Source organism: Hydrogenophaga sp. (genome assembly GCF_048549895.1).
Taxonomy (GTDB): domain Bacteria; phylum Pseudomonadota; class Gammaproteobacteria; order Burkholderiales; family Burkholderiaceae_C; genus Hydrogenophaga.
Window position 1 is genome coordinate 1 of record NZ_JBLYYB010000039.1, and the last position, 12,302, is coordinate 12,302.

15 protein-coding genes are annotated in these 12,302 nt (G+C 60.5%); 7 read left to right on the forward strand and 8 right to left on the reverse strand.

The genetic code is table 11. The features are described 5' to 3' along the window. The 7 genes from ACN4F8_RS03375 to ACN4F8_RS03405 all read right to left on the reverse strand — a co-directional run. A partial coding sequence (locus ACN4F8_RS03375; RefSeq protein WP_419472304.1) for an SDR family oxidoreductase occupies positions 1-554 on the reverse strand: 554 nt, incomplete at its 3' end. Beyond that, positions 548-1,387, reverse strand: coding sequence for an SDR family NAD(P)-dependent oxidoreductase (locus tag ACN4F8_RS03380; RefSeq protein WP_419472305.1), 840 nt, complete (start codon positions 1,385-1,387; stop codon positions 548-550). The genes ACN4F8_RS03375 and ACN4F8_RS03380, both read right to left, overlap by 7 nt. Then, positions 1,371-2,105, reverse strand: a complete 735-nt coding sequence (locus ACN4F8_RS03385; protein WP_419472306.1) for an ABC transporter ATP-binding protein — start codon at positions 2,103-2,105, stop codon at positions 1,371-1,373. Before ACN4F8_RS03385 ends, ACN4F8_RS03380 begins: the two co-directional genes overlap by 17 nt. Continuing rightward, positions 2,102-2,896 carry an ABC transporter ATP-binding protein gene (locus ACN4F8_RS03390; RefSeq protein ID WP_419472307.1) on the reverse strand — a complete coding sequence of 265 codons (795 nt, stop codon included), beginning with the start codon at positions 2,894-2,896 and terminating at the stop codon, positions 2,102-2,104. Before ACN4F8_RS03390 ends, ACN4F8_RS03385 begins: the two co-directional genes overlap by 4 nt. Then, the gene (locus tag ACN4F8_RS03395; RefSeq protein ID WP_419472308.1) at positions 2,893-3,720 is read right to left on the reverse strand and encodes a branched-chain amino acid ABC transporter permease; all 828 of its coding nucleotides are present in this window, start codon (positions 3,718-3,720) and stop codon (positions 2,893-2,895) included. The genes ACN4F8_RS03390 and ACN4F8_RS03395 overlap by 4 nt, the downstream gene beginning before the upstream one ends. After that, positions 3,717-4,601 (reverse strand): branched-chain amino acid ABC transporter permease, encoded by an 885-nt coding sequence (locus tag ACN4F8_RS03400; RefSeq protein ID WP_419472309.1) that lies wholly within the window; start codon positions 4,599-4,601, stop codon positions 3,717-3,719. The genes ACN4F8_RS03395 and ACN4F8_RS03400 overlap by 4 nt, the downstream gene beginning before the upstream one ends. Before the next feature lie 23 nt (positions 4,602-4,624). Beyond that, positions 4,625-5,407: an alpha/beta fold hydrolase gene (locus ACN4F8_RS03405; RefSeq protein WP_419472310.1), complete on the reverse strand. Its 783-nt coding sequence runs from the start codon at positions 5,405-5,407 to the stop codon at positions 4,625-4,627. An 88-nt stretch (positions 5,408-5,495) separates the two neighbouring features. Between ACN4F8_RS03405 and ACN4F8_RS03410 the strand changes: the two genes are divergently transcribed. Beyond that, on the forward strand, positions 5,496-5,945 hold the full coding sequence (locus ACN4F8_RS03410) for a MarR family winged helix-turn-helix transcriptional regulator (protein WP_419472311.1): 450 nt from the start codon (positions 5,496-5,498) through the stop codon (positions 5,943-5,945). An 11-nt stretch (positions 5,946-5,956) separates the two neighbouring features. Here the strand turns inward: ACN4F8_RS03410 and ACN4F8_RS03415 are convergent, their stop codons facing one another. Further along, a complete protein-coding gene (locus ACN4F8_RS03415) occupies positions 5,957-7,975 on the reverse strand; it encodes a flavin-containing monooxygenase (RefSeq protein WP_419472312.1) in 2,019 nt (672 codons plus the stop codon). Between the two features lie 261 nt (positions 7,976-8,236). On the opposite strand from ACN4F8_RS03415, the gene ACN4F8_RS03420 reads away from it, so the two are divergent. The 6 genes from ACN4F8_RS03420 to ACN4F8_RS03445 all read left to right on the forward strand — a co-directional run bounded on the left by ACN4F8_RS03420 (position 8,237) and on the right by ACN4F8_RS03445 (position 12,173). After that, positions 8,237-8,587: a hypothetical protein gene (locus tag ACN4F8_RS03420; RefSeq protein ID WP_419472313.1), complete on the forward strand. Its 351-nt coding sequence runs from the start codon at positions 8,237-8,239 to the stop codon at positions 8,585-8,587. Between the two features lie 465 nt (positions 8,588-9,052). Continuing rightward, positions 9,053-9,316 (forward strand): DUF3489 domain-containing protein, encoded by a 264-nt coding sequence (locus ACN4F8_RS03425; RefSeq protein ID WP_419472314.1) that lies wholly within the window; start codon positions 9,053-9,055, stop codon positions 9,314-9,316. Continuing rightward, positions 9,313-9,723, forward strand: a complete 411-nt coding sequence (locus ACN4F8_RS03430; RefSeq protein ID WP_419472315.1) for a DUF2924 domain-containing protein — start codon at positions 9,313-9,315, stop codon at positions 9,721-9,723. The genes ACN4F8_RS03425 and ACN4F8_RS03430 overlap by 4 nt, the downstream gene beginning before the upstream one ends. Further along, positions 9,723-11,507 (forward strand): recombinase family protein, encoded by a 1,785-nt coding sequence (locus tag ACN4F8_RS03435; RefSeq protein ID WP_419472316.1) that lies wholly within the window; start codon positions 9,723-9,725, stop codon positions 11,505-11,507. Before ACN4F8_RS03430 ends, ACN4F8_RS03435 begins: the two co-directional genes overlap by 1 nt. After that, a complete protein-coding gene (locus ACN4F8_RS03440; protein WP_419472317.1) occupies positions 11,498-11,707 on the forward strand; it encodes a hypothetical protein in 210 nt (69 codons plus the stop codon). The genes ACN4F8_RS03435 and ACN4F8_RS03440 overlap by 10 nt, the downstream gene beginning before the upstream one ends. Positions 11,708-11,885: 178 nt before the next feature. Beyond that, the gene (locus ACN4F8_RS03445; RefSeq protein WP_419472318.1) at positions 11,886-12,173 is read left to right on the forward strand and encodes a YegP family protein; all 288 of its coding nucleotides are present in this window, start codon (positions 11,886-11,888) and stop codon (positions 12,171-12,173) included. Positions 12,174-12,302: the final 129 nt, after the last annotated feature.

Consider the following 12,302-nt stretch of genomic DNA (forward strand, 5'->3'; position numbering starts at 1 on the left):
CGAATGTCACTGTCTTTGTTTTCCTGTGCCAAGCCTTCACTCATGGCGACCACGGCGTACTTGGTCATGGAATACGCGCCGGTGAGCCATTTGGGGTTCACCTGCAGACCGCCAATGGATGCCGTGTTGATGAAGTAGCCTGGCTGGCCATGACGTAGCATGCGCGGCAGCAGATGGTGGATGCTGTAGGCGATGCTGCGGATGTTTACATCGATCACCCACTGCCAGTCCTGCATGGGCATCTGGTGCATGGGTGTGCCGTGCATGGCAATGCCGGCGTTGTTGAAGGCGAGGTGGATGTTGTCGAACTCTTCCTCGGCGAAATCGGCCATGGCCACGATGGATGTTTCGTCAGAAACGTCGGTTGCGATGGCTGCGACGCTCAGGCCCTGGGCCTTGAGCTGTCCGGCGTACTCGTTGAGCGGCTCGGGCTTGATGTCCGCTAGCACCACGTTCATGCCGTACTGCGCCAGGCGCAGCGCGGTCGCTGCGCCGATGCCGGAAGCTGCGCCGGTGACGATGGCAGTCTTGCCTTGGAGTTGTTCTTTCAGCACGGGGAAGGTTCCTTCTGGTTCAAGAGGTAGCCGCCGTCCACGGGAATGACGGCACCAGTGATGTAGGCGCTGGCGCGCGAAGCAAGAAACACGGTCAAGCCCTGAAGATCCGCGGCCTCGCCAAGGCGGCCGAGCGGGATATGCGGCACAAGTCCGATGGCCACGTCGTCATCGTGCAGGCGGCCGTTGCCAATGCCGGTTTTGATGAAGCCGGGCGCGACGGCGTTGACGGTGATGCCATGCGGTGCGAGTTCAAGCGCGGCTTGCTGCACCAGCCGCACAACGGCGGTCTTTGCCATTGCGTAGGCGTAAGACACGAAGGGCTCGGCCTGCACACCTGCCACTGAGGCGGTGACCACGATGCGGCCACCGCCCTGATTTTTGTTCTTCATCAGCGCGGGCAGCACCGCCTGCAGGCAGGTGGCGGTGCCGTACAAGTTGATGTCCATTACACGGCGCCAGTGATCCATTGCTTGTGCCGCGAGTACGCCACTCTCGCGGCCCGCCTGGGTGCCGAAGCCAGCGCCACCACTGACGCCCGCGTTCGCAAACAAGGCGTCGAGCGCGCCAAAACCATCGACCAAGCGCTGGAAGTGCGATGCATCAGTGATGTCGCAGACTCCGCTGTGCGCGCGCTCCCGCTGCGAAATTGGTGTGGCTCCGAGCACATCCGCCAGCGCTGAGGCGTTGCGGTCCACCAGCAGCACTTCGGCGCCGTGCCTCAGCAGGGCATGCGCCATGGCGCGACCGATACCGCTGGCCGCACCCGTGACCACGCAACGATGCCCCTCCAGCTGGAACAGCGAACTGGTCTCCTCAGAGGGGGTCGACATTGCCGTGTCCCATGTAACTCGCCATGACGCGCGGATCTTTCGCGAGTTGAGCGGCCGGGCCTTCGAGCGTGAACTCGCCATGCGTGAGCACCATGGCCCGGTGCGCCAGACCCAGTGCGCGGCTGACGTTCTGCTCCACCAGCAGGATGGAGACACCCGCGTCGCGCAGTTCGCGCAATGCGCGGAACACCTCGGAGGTAAAGCGCGGCGACAGGCCCATGGACGGTTCGTCCAGCAACAACAGTTGCGGGCGATTGATGATGGCGCGTGCCACCGACAGCATCTGCTGCTCGCCACCCGAAAGGTTGCCCGCCCTCTGGGTGCGGCGTTCGTTCAGGCGAGGAAAGCGCGCATACACCTCCGCGACTGCGTCCTCGAAAGACCTTGAGGAAGGACGAATTTCCCAGGCCAGCCGCAGGTTCTCTTCGACAAGCATGGTCTGCAGTGTTCCGCGCCCCTCGGGTACATGCAGCATGCCCATGCGCGCCAATTGGTGCGACTGAGTGGTGTGGATGTCCTTGTCGAGAAAACTGGCCTTGCCTTCCTTGAACGGCAGGAGGCCAGAGATGGCCCGCATCAGGCTGGTCTTGCCTGCGCCATTGGCACCGATGACAGACACCGTTTCACCCTCGCGCACCTCGAAGCTCACGCCGCGCAGTGCTCGAATGGGTCCGTAGCTGGCGTGCAGGTTGTCGACAGACAGCAGAACACGGCTCATACGCTGACCTCCTCTTCTTCTTCTTCCGTCCCCAGATAGGCGCGCAGCACCTCGGGATGCTCCAGCACCGCGAGGGCGCTGCCTTCAGCGATTTTTTTGCCATAGTCCATGGCGACGATGCGATCCGACAGCGCTCGGATCAGGCCCATGTCGTGCTCGATCAGCAGGATGGACGGCACGTGGCTGCGGATCTTCTGGATGTCGCGTATGAGCTGCTCCGTCTCGGCCTCGTTCATGCCGGCGGCGGGTTCATCCAGCAGAAGAAGGTGCGGGCTACCGGCCAGGGCACGGGCGATTTCGAGCCGTCGCGCATCTCCGTATGCAAGCGAGGCGGCGAGGGCGTCAGCGCGGTCGGCCAGTTGCAACTGTTCGAGCCAGTGCATGGCCGTGTCGATGTCGGCCTTGGGCGTGCCGACGCGAAAGAACGAACGGATCGGTGAACCGCTGAATGCCTTGAAGGCCACCAGCACGTTTTCCAGAACCGTCATGCGCTTGAAGAGCCGGATATTCTGGAAGCTACGGCCAATGCCGAGCCGCCCGATCTGGTGCATGGGCAAGTGGCTGATCTCGCGACCCTTAAGCTCGATTTGCCCTGCCGTGGCGCGATAAAAACCAGTGATGGTGTTGATGAGCGCGGTCTTGCCGGCGCCGTTGGGGCCAATGACGCCTAGCAGCTCGCCGTTGGCGACGTGCATATCAATGCCATCAAGGGCCTTCACGCCGCCGAAGTGCTTGCTCAAGCCGCGCACGGACAGCACAGGGTGGGAATGAATATCGGGGTGGGCGCTCATGTGGCGGTAGCTTTCTTAGCGCGGCTGGTGCGTGTGCGGAAGGACAGCAGCCCTTCGGGACGGAACAACAGCAAGATCAGGATGGCAAGGCCGAACACGGTGGGGCGCCAATCGGCCAGCACACGGAAGTACTCCGGCAGCAGAGTCATCACAGTGGCACCTAGCAGCGGGCCCCACAGGTTGTTGACACCACCCAGCACCACGTAGAGCACCACGTACACCGAGAGCAGCACGTCGAAGCTCTCAGGTCGTACGAAATTCATGTAGTGGCCGTATAGCGAGCCGGCTACAGCGGCAATGGCGGCGCCCGCCGCAAAGCCAAGAAGGCGGATCTGCGTGACGTTGATCCCTATGGCGGCCGCCACGCGATCGTCCTCGCGAACAGCGTCGAAGATGCGTTGTAGCGGGCTGCGTGAAAGCCAGAACAACAGGGCGCCCACGATCACCACGGCGAAAAGCACGGCCTGCAAATCGGCGCCCATCATTCCGCCGAAGCCCGATACGCCGCCGACGTACTCGACGTTCTCCAGCAGCACGCGCACGCAGAAGGTGATGCCCAGCGTGACGAGAATGAGGTAGATGCCGCGCAGGCGAAGCGCGGGGTAACCAATCACCGCAGCAATGGCGGCTGCACCCACGGCGGCCAGCAGCGTCGCAGGTAGAAAGGGCAAGCCGAACTTGACGGTGAGCACGCCTGCGCCATAGCAGCCCATCGCCATGAAGGCGCCCTGCGCGAATGACAAGCTGCCAGTGAGCAGTGCAACGTAAACACTCCAGGCCAGCAACACGTTGATCCCTGCGAAGAAAAGATGATCGAGGGTCATACGCGCTGCTCCTGGTTGTGCATGCCGCCACCGAAGAGGCCACCCGGGCGGAACATGAGGACGGCGATCATGGCGACCCACACCGTAACTTCGACAAGGCGACCGAGCCCAAACAAGAACATCAGCGCCTCAAGAACACCGATGAGAAGTCCCCCGACCACGGCACCGCGCAGGTCGCCCAAACCCCCGATGGCCATGATGGCCAACGCCTTCAGGCCGAAGGTGAGGCCGATGTCGGAACTGGCGGCGCCGCCGCGCAACGCAAGCAGCAGGCCACCCACTGCGGCAAGCGCCGACGAGATGAAGAAAACGGACTGGGTGACGCGCTTGACGTTGATACCCAGCAGCGAGGCAGAGGTGCTCGATTCGGCGAGCGCGCGGATTTGTCTACCCATTCTTGTCCGCTGAAGCACCAGGTGCAGCGAAGTCATCAGCGTGAACGTGACACCCAAGATGACGAACTGCAGGTTCAGCACCGACACGCCGAGGATCTGCTGGCTGTTCTGCAGCCAGCCAGGGGGCAGCGTGACCGGCATGGGTTCGGTACCCCACCACTTGTGCACGAGGTCAGTGACGATCAGTCCCAGCGCCATCGAGGCCAGCGCGGCGGTGATCTTGGCGTCTGCGCTGCCGAAACGACGGAATGCGATGAACTCGGTGAACAGTCCCATGATGCCCCCCACTAGGAACACCACCAGGAATGCCAAAGGCAGTGGCATGTAGGCGAACGAGACCAGCGCGGCGAAGCCGCCGAACATGAAAACCTCGGGGTGAGCGAAGTTGAGTTTGTCGAGTACGCCGATGACAAGTGAGAAGCCGATTGCCACCAGCGCATACATGGCACCGCTGACGATGCCGTTGATGATTTGTCCAGCCAGCATGGTTGTGACGCTTTCCTGATGAATCAGACGGAACGAAGGAACTGCAAAAGGTCATGCGTAAACGCGGCCTGTTGCTCGAACTGCGGAAGGTGGCCACATGCGGGGTAGGTGCGCACTTGAGCGTGCGGCAGCAGACGCTGGAACTCGCGCACTTGGGTAACTGGCAGCACCCGGTCCTCATCACCCCAGGCGATGAGCACAGGCATGGTGAGCCGGTGCAAGCGCTTGTGCAGCATCGGGTGGTGTAGGCGGGGTTGCCATCCCAGGCGTGTGACTGTGTGGCGATTTTTGGAGGCAGTGTTTGCATCATGTGGCGCAGCCAGCGCGGCTTGCACGAAGGTGTCGTCGTGAAAGGTGTTGCAAACGAGTTCCGCTGGCGTCCAGCGGAACATGTTGTGCTGGACCCCAGGCGGGGGCGGTGCAAGGCCAGCGCTGCCAACTAGCGTGAGCGAGGCAAAACGCTGTGGTTGGCGGATAGCAAGTTCCATGGCTAACCACCCGCCCAGAGAGCTACCCACCACATGCATGCCCTCTATGCCGGATTTTTCTAACCAATCCAGATAGAAATAGGCCAGATCGTCCATGCATTCCAACCATTCAGGATCATCTGATTCGCCGAATCCTGGGTGTTCAGGGACCAGTACATCCCAATCGTTGGTGAATTTTTCAAGAAACATGGGCACCTGCGGTACGCCATTGGCTCCATGCAGATAAAGTAAGGGCGATCCTTTGCCAGCACGCCACAATTGCACTCGACATCGATTCACTTCATGCCTGTTGAGCGTAAAAATCAATTTCATCTCCATGCGTTTTTATACTTGTGTCATTTGAATCGACCGGTCTAAAATGAGACGTTCTGATTCTTTACACACCGACTGATTTTTCTTTTTCGCAATGTCCAATTCTCAGCCGCCCCCGAACAATCTTCATCTGTTCCCTGGCCATCTGTTTCGTCGGCTTCACCAGATAGCAGTCGCCAAGTTCAGCTTGGAGACAGAGCGCTTTGGTCTGACTCCTTTGCAGTGGGCGGCGCTGGCAGCTATTGAGCGCAAGCCTGGGGTAGATCAGAGCGCGCTGTCGCGCGATGTCGCTCTGGACACCTCGACCGTGGCAGGTGTCATTTACCGCTTGGAAGCCCGCGGCCTGATCAGGCGAGATGCATCGACCGCCGACCGCCGTCTGCGCGTGCTGTTCCTGACCGAAGAAGGTCGCGACCTGCTCGCGCGGGCGACTCCCGTGGTGACGGAGATGCAAGATTGGCTGCTCGATCCATTGAATCCGGAGGAGAGGTCCAAATTCATGGAGTTGATGCTCAGACTCGTCAATCGAACGGATGTCGATTGACAAAGAAAGCGTTAGGCCAGGCATGATGTCTTGGCCTTGTCTGAGCAATGAGCTGCGGGTAGTTTTTCATAATCATCGAATTTGACCTCCGAAGTCAGCGTCCAATAATCAAGCAATCCGAATGGCCAGGTCTGAGATGCGCGACCCGCTGCGTTCTTGTACCAACTGCTGGTCCGTGCGACACCCCAGGCCTTGGTCAAATTACCCTTATCTACAAATTCGTTATACGCATTGAATGGTTCCATTTTGCAATCAAGCGCGCCCAACCGATGATCAATCACGTATTTGATTGCCTTCAGCGAATATTCGACCTGACATTCTGAAGAGAATATTGCGCTGCCATTGACCACCACGGCGGTATTGGGGCCGCCCGTCATGAACAGGTTGGGAAATCCGGGCACCGTGACGCCGACGTAGGCGCGGCAGTCGCCCTGCCACCATGCGTGCAGGTCGCGGCCGGCGCGACCCACGATTCGTATCGGGTGCAGGAAGTCCGATGACTTGAATCCAGTGGCGCACACGATGACGTCGACCAGGTGCAACTGGCCGTCCTGTGTCGCAATGCCATCGGTCTTGAGGGACGAGATGGATTCGCTCACCAACTGCACGTGTGGCTTCCGAAGCATTGCGCCCCACACCCCGTTGTCGCGCAACATGCGTTTACCGCCTGGGGGATAGTTCGGTGTCATTTTGGTCAACAGGTCAGGGCGATCGCTGAACTGGCGCTCCAGAGCCGCAACGCATTCCTGACGCAATTGTTCATTGGCCCGACCCACCGACACTGGATGATCCCAATCTGGCTCGGCTTCCACCAGCGGCAGACGACCCTCAACTGCGACCCAAAACTGCCAGAAGCGGAACCAGCGTCCGTAATAGGGAATGTGTTTGAGCAACCACATCATCCCCGGCTTGATATCGTCGTGGTAATTTGGCGTGGGCAGCATCCATGGAGGATTGCGCTGGAACACGGTGAGGCTTTTCACCTCGTCCACCACTGCCGGGCCGATCTGGAACGCACTAGCGCCGGTACCGATGAGAGCCACCCGCTTACCTGCGAGATTGAGGCCCTCCGGCCACGCGGCCGAGTGCACGACCTTGCCCTCGAAACTGTCAAGGCCCTTGAAGTCCGGGATACTGGGCCGATTCAGGATGCCTACTGCGGTGATCACGGCGTTAAAGCGGATCACGTCGATGTGGCCTTCCGCGGTGCGCACGGTCAGCACCCACAGCGAACTCGGCTCGTCAAAAACCATGGAGATGACCTCGGTCTCGAACCGGATGCGCGGGCGCAACTGGGCTCTGGTCGACACGCTGGCCAAGTACTTCTGGATCTCGGGCTGACGCGAAAACTGTTGCGGCCAGTCCTGTTTCTGAGCGAAAGACAAACTGTAGGCATAGTTCGGCGTGTCGAGCCGGCACCCCGGATAGGTGTTCTCCCACCACACGCCGCCAACTTCCGTGTTTTTCTCAAACACGCTGTAGTCCAGTCCGGCCTGTTGCAGTCGGTAGGCAGCCGCCAGACCGGAGACACCGGCGCCGATAACGGCCACCTTGAACTCAGTACCAGGAGCGATGTTGTCCAGCGTCCAACCGGGTGCGCCAACGTCCTGCGGAATGTTGAGTTCGTGCCGCAGTAGCGGTAGGCAGCTGTCCTGGTCAGGCTTGATGATGAAGCGCACAACACGGTCGAGTACCTCGGATGAGGGATCGGCCGGGAAAGGGCTACCCGCATCGCGAAACTCGATGATCTTGCGCGTGGCCAACTGGCGTGCTCGGGTGAGCGCTTCAATGCTCATGCCGCCCTGAGGCGAAATGGTGGAGGTCATAGCCGGGGTAGGCGGCTTCAGGTCCTCGCCGATCAACTCGAAATCCTTCGTCAGCATGGCCAGCGCAGCCAGCAAGGACGGTATGTCGGCCTCGTCCACCGCGCGGCGGATTTCATCATCGGAAGCCACGATCTTCGCCACTTGGTCGAAGGTGGTCATATCGTCCATGCGCGGGGCATCGTTGGTCGAGGTTTGGTGGTTCATCAATGGTTTCCTATGGCTGGTCACATCCCAGAGAGGGGGTGAGACAGTTCGCTGCACGACTCAACTCTTGAGTGAACACAATTTGTGTGTACTGAAGACTTTGGCTGAATATACCCACGGCACAAACATTTCAGAGATAGGGAATACCCGGCGTCGATGACGGCCGGTGCACGGCCTCCAGACCTGGCTATCCGAAGCGGCGAAGAGCTCTTAGGATCGGCGGCACAACTGGTGTAAACCACATCGGTGCTGCGAAATTCCGTGTTTGTCAGCGTTGAGGGCTACAACGGAAGCCCGAGCATCGCGGGCAGTGCCTTGTTGCGCGAACAGCTCGAGATCGGATTTGCGCGAGACGCGGCGCTTCTGCGTGACGCATGTGTTCATGCCCTTGGGCGACAAGGTCACCGAAGCGATGCACTGCTGGCGGCTCGTGGACTCATGCGTGCGGACAGCATCCTCGACCGTTTGCCTCATCCATCCGGTGCGAGCGGCGAACGTATCGCCTACTTTTTGGGACGGAAGGCTCGGCACGAACTGTCTGCCAAGACATCGCCGCACAAGATTGACGAAGCCCGGTCCCGCATGTTGACCCGCATCGCCTCCCTCACCTGAAAGAAGCAACCCATGCGCCAAATGTCAGAGACGACCCGCCAGGAAATCATCACCATTGCCCGAGACCGAATGGCAAGCCGATTTCGCAATTCATGACCATCCAACACGGTCACTGCAAAAACCACTTGAGCCGTGCCGCCAGTAGAGCGTCACTACCTCCCGTGCCACGTCGGCACAGGAGCCCTCTCACTGAAACGTGCATCGTCCAGTTCCGTCAAATCTCATCCCCGCTCGAAATCCAAACCAGCACCCAAAACCCAGACGCTGCGGGTCACCTCGAACCCTCCCAAGTCCGTCGCTGCACCCCGCAAAACCGCTGCACCCAAACCCACCGCACGCAAACGCTGTGTATCCGCATCAAGCACCGCTCCAAAACCACCTCGGGCTGAAGCCGTCCGTACCAAGGGCGCCGCACGCACTCCACGGGCTGCAGGCACGGCATCCCGTCAGTCCTGCGCCCCGCTTGTGCCCACTGTCGCATCCGCGGCCCCAGCGCTGCGCGCACAGACCAAGCAGGCCCAGCTGATCGAAATGCTGGTGAAGCCTTCGGGTGCTTCCATGGTCCAGATGATGGCGCTCACCGGGTGGCAGGCCCACACCGTGCGCGGCGCCCTCAGCGGCGCCCTGCGAAAGCGATTGGGTCTGGATGTTCAGGGCCAAGTGGAGGAGGGCGTGCGCGTTTACCGGATACACAGCCGCGCCGGTACGGTTGAGGCAGCACGCTCATGAACGCCCTGGACGATTTGCTTTGCTCTGATCGGACGTTGCTGACCTCGCGCTGGCAAAGCGCATTTCAGTCCGATCCACCCATCCGGTTGCACATCGGTCTGCTGCGCGGCGTGCTGGCTTGGCAGGCTCAGTTCGATGCCCAGTGCAAGACCCATGGCCTTCAAGCGCCCGCGCACTCACGCCCCACGTCCAATCAGGCCGCCCAAGCCCTGCGCCCGGGCACCCGTTTGCTGCGCGAATGGCACGGTGCGACCCACGAGGTGCTGGTGCTCTCCCACGGCCTTGAGTACGGCGGCAAGACCTACAGGAGCCTGAGCGCAGTCGCCCGGGCCATCACCGGCACCCATTGGTCTGGTCCGATTTTCTTCGGCATCAAATCCTCAACGAAACAGAAGGTCGAAAGCTGATGGCCTCCAATATGCCGAGCAGTGCCGCAGGCGCACAGGTTGCCCATCCCACGCATTCCAACCATCCCACGCCCTCACTGGCGTGTGCGATCTACACCCGCAAATCCTCAGAAGAAGGGCTGGAGCAGGACTTCAACTCATTACACGCCCAGCGCGAAGCGTGTGAGGCCTTTGTGTTGAGTCAGAAGGGCCTGGGCTGGGCACCCCTGCCCACCGAGTACGACGACGGTGGCTTCTCAGGAGGCAACGTCGAGCGGCCCGCCCTCAAGCGCCTGATCGCAGACATCGAGGCGGGGCAGGTCAAGGTGATCGTGGTCTACAAGGTGGACCGCCTGACGCGGTCGCTGGCCGACTTCGCCAAGCTCGTGGATCTGTTCGATACCAAGGGGGTCTCGTTCGTCTCGGTCACCCAGCAGTTCAACACCACCACCTCCATGGGGCGGCTCACCTTGAATGTGCTGCTGTCCTTTGCCCAGTTCGAGCGCGAGGTGACCGGTGAGCGCATCCGCGACAAGATCGCTGCGTCCAGGCGCAAGGGCATGTGGATGGGTGGCGTGCCGCCGGCCGGCTATTGCGCCGTGGGCCGCACGCTGGAGCGTGAACCCATCCATGCCGACCGTATTCTCGAGATGTACCGCCTATACCTGCAGCTCAATTGCATTCGCAGGCTGAGCATCGAGGTGCAGGCGCGGGGGTGGCTCACGCCCGAGCGTCCGAACAAGCGCGCAGGCTATGGGGGTCACAAACATTTCAGCCAAGGCCACCTGCACCGCATCCTCAGCAACCCCATCTACGCTGGCTTGATCCACCACCACGGACAAAATCATCGCGGGCAACACCCCGCCCTTGTAAGCATCGACCTGTGGACCCAGGTGCAGGAGCGCTTGGAAAACAACCGTCAAGGACACAAGGTGCAAATCCGTGCCCAGAGCCCGAGCCTGCTCAGCGGCAAGCTGTTCGACGAGACAGGCCGCCGGCTGATCCCCGCCCACACCACCAAGCGCAACAAGCGCTACCGCTACTACATCACCCGGGCTGATGATCCCGGCGAAACAATCCGCTTGCCCGCCGCCGACATCGAGCGCGAGGTGTCCAAGGCGATTGTGAATTGGGCCGCCAAGTCCCAGCAGGTGATCAGTGCAACGGGGTGGGCCAATGCCCAACAGGCAGACCACGTGCTCAAACAGGCCCAGCGGCTACAGCAGGCGTTGCAGCAAGGCGCGCCTGGCCATCCTTCTGCATCTCCACCCGGTGCTCAGCCGGCGCAGGATGTGATCCACCTGCGGTCGTGCGTGAGCCGGGTGGAAGTGGCCCCGGCGTGCCTGCGCATCACGCTGGATCTGGTGGGGTGTGGATTGCAGAAGGTCGGCGTTGAACCCCGGCAGACCACCATTGAGCTCCCGCTGGAGCGCAAACGCAGCGGCATGGCGGTGCGCCTGGTCATTGGCAACGATGAGCCGGTGAAACAGCCATCGCGCAGACCCGATCCGGGTCTGGTGAGCTTGATGACGCGTGGCAAGGCATGGATGAAGATGCTCACCACCGGTGGCCGGTCGATCGAAGCCATCGCCGAGCAGGAAGGGCTGAGTGCGCGCTACGTCAGCCGGGTGATCAACGTGGCGCTGCTTGCGCCCGACATCGTGCAGGCCTTTGAACGGGGTGACCATCCAATCGATCTCAATGCGACCAAGCTGGTCACTTCGGTGCCATTCCCGATGGATTGGGCAGCGCAGCGGCAGCTGTTGGGCATTGGCAAACCGCAGGGGGCAGCGGCATGTGGCTGATCACACGGATGGGCTTTTTCAGCGTGGTGCGCAAGTCCACCGATGTAGAGCGCGGGACATTGACAGTGCGTGCGCGGGTGAACATCCCAGATGCACGCTCGCGTGAGTCGATCTATGACTCGTTAATTCTTGGACCATGTAACTTCATCAGCGTCGAGCGGCGCAAGCTGGCCGTAGCAAAGTGGCTACCCCCGCAGTAAACATCCCCCATTTGTGCAAATCCCACAGGGCCGAGGCCTTCTGATGATCAGGACGTCTGATAACCTGACATGGAGACATTCACCTGCCGCCAATAGGGCCCGATTTCAGATCCGTTTTTACCTCCTTGAAAGGAATTAAGTGGCTTACTTCGACCTGAAGCGCTCCGTCAATCAATACATGTTCAACTTGCGCGGAGACAATCATGAGGTGATGCTAACAAGTGAGCGTTACACCACCAAGCAAAGCGCCCAAGAAGGCATTGCGTCCGTGAAGTTAAATGCTTCGTATGATTCCAAGTACCGGCGATTGACCTCTTTATCGCAGAAGCCGTACTTCACTCTTGCTGGAGCAAATGGCGAGGTGCTTGGTACCAGCGAACCCTACTCATCTTCTTCTGCGCGAGACGCTGGTATTGAGTCGGTCAAGAAAGGGGCGCCATCCGCTCCTACCAAAGACAATACCTAGCCTTGTGCTCGCGTTACTGGGGTTAAGGTTGGACTGGGCTTCCCCCAGTTTCCCGGACGGTTTGCTTAGCCCATTAAGCCTTGCTCAAAGTCGACTGGGCTGAGGAAGTCTAGCTTTGAGTGTTTGCGC

Bases quoted from the DNA above. Each gene is read 5' to 3' on its own strand.
- ACN4F8_RS03380 (WP_419472305.1), bottom strand. From the start codon at position 1,387: ATGTCGACCCCCTCTGAGGAGACCAGTTCGCTGTTCCAGCTGGAGGGG.
- ACN4F8_RS03385 (WP_419472306.1), bottom strand. From the start codon at position 2,105: ATGAGCCGTGTTCTGCTGTCTGTCGACAACCTGCACGCCAGCTACGGA.
- ACN4F8_RS03390 (WP_419472307.1), bottom strand. From the start codon at position 2,896: ATGAGCGCCCACCCCGATATTCATTCCCACCCTGTGCTGTCCGTGCGC.
- ACN4F8_RS03395 (WP_419472308.1), bottom strand. From the start codon at position 3,720: ATGACCCTCGATCATCTTTTCTTCGCAGGGATCAACGTGTTGCTGGCC.
- ACN4F8_RS03400 (WP_419472309.1), bottom strand. From the start codon at position 4,601: ATGCTGGCTGGACAAATCATCAACGGCATCGTCAGCGGTGCCATGTAT.
- ACN4F8_RS03405 (WP_419472310.1), bottom strand. From the start codon at position 5,407: ATGGAGATGAAATTGATTTTTACGCTCAACAGGCATGAAGTGAATCGA.
- ACN4F8_RS03410 (WP_419472311.1), top strand. From the start codon at position 5,496: ATGTCCAATTCTCAGCCGCCCCCGAACAATCTTCATCTGTTCCCTGGC.
- ACN4F8_RS03415 (WP_419472312.1), bottom strand. From the start codon at position 7,975: ATGAACCACCAAACCTCGACCAACGATGCCCCGCGCATGGACGATATG.
- ACN4F8_RS03430 (WP_419472315.1), top strand. From the start codon at position 9,313: ATGAACGCCCTGGACGATTTGCTTTGCTCTGATCGGACGTTGCTGACC.
- ACN4F8_RS03435 (WP_419472316.1), top strand. From the start codon at position 9,723: ATGGCCTCCAATATGCCGAGCAGTGCCGCAGGCGCACAGGTTGCCCAT.
- ACN4F8_RS03440 (WP_419472317.1), top strand. From the start codon at position 11,498: ATGTGGCTGATCACACGGATGGGCTTTTTCAGCGTGGTGCGCAAGTCC.
- ACN4F8_RS03445 (WP_419472318.1), top strand. From the start codon at position 11,886: ATGTTCAACTTGCGCGGAGACAATCATGAGGTGATGCTAACAAGTGAG.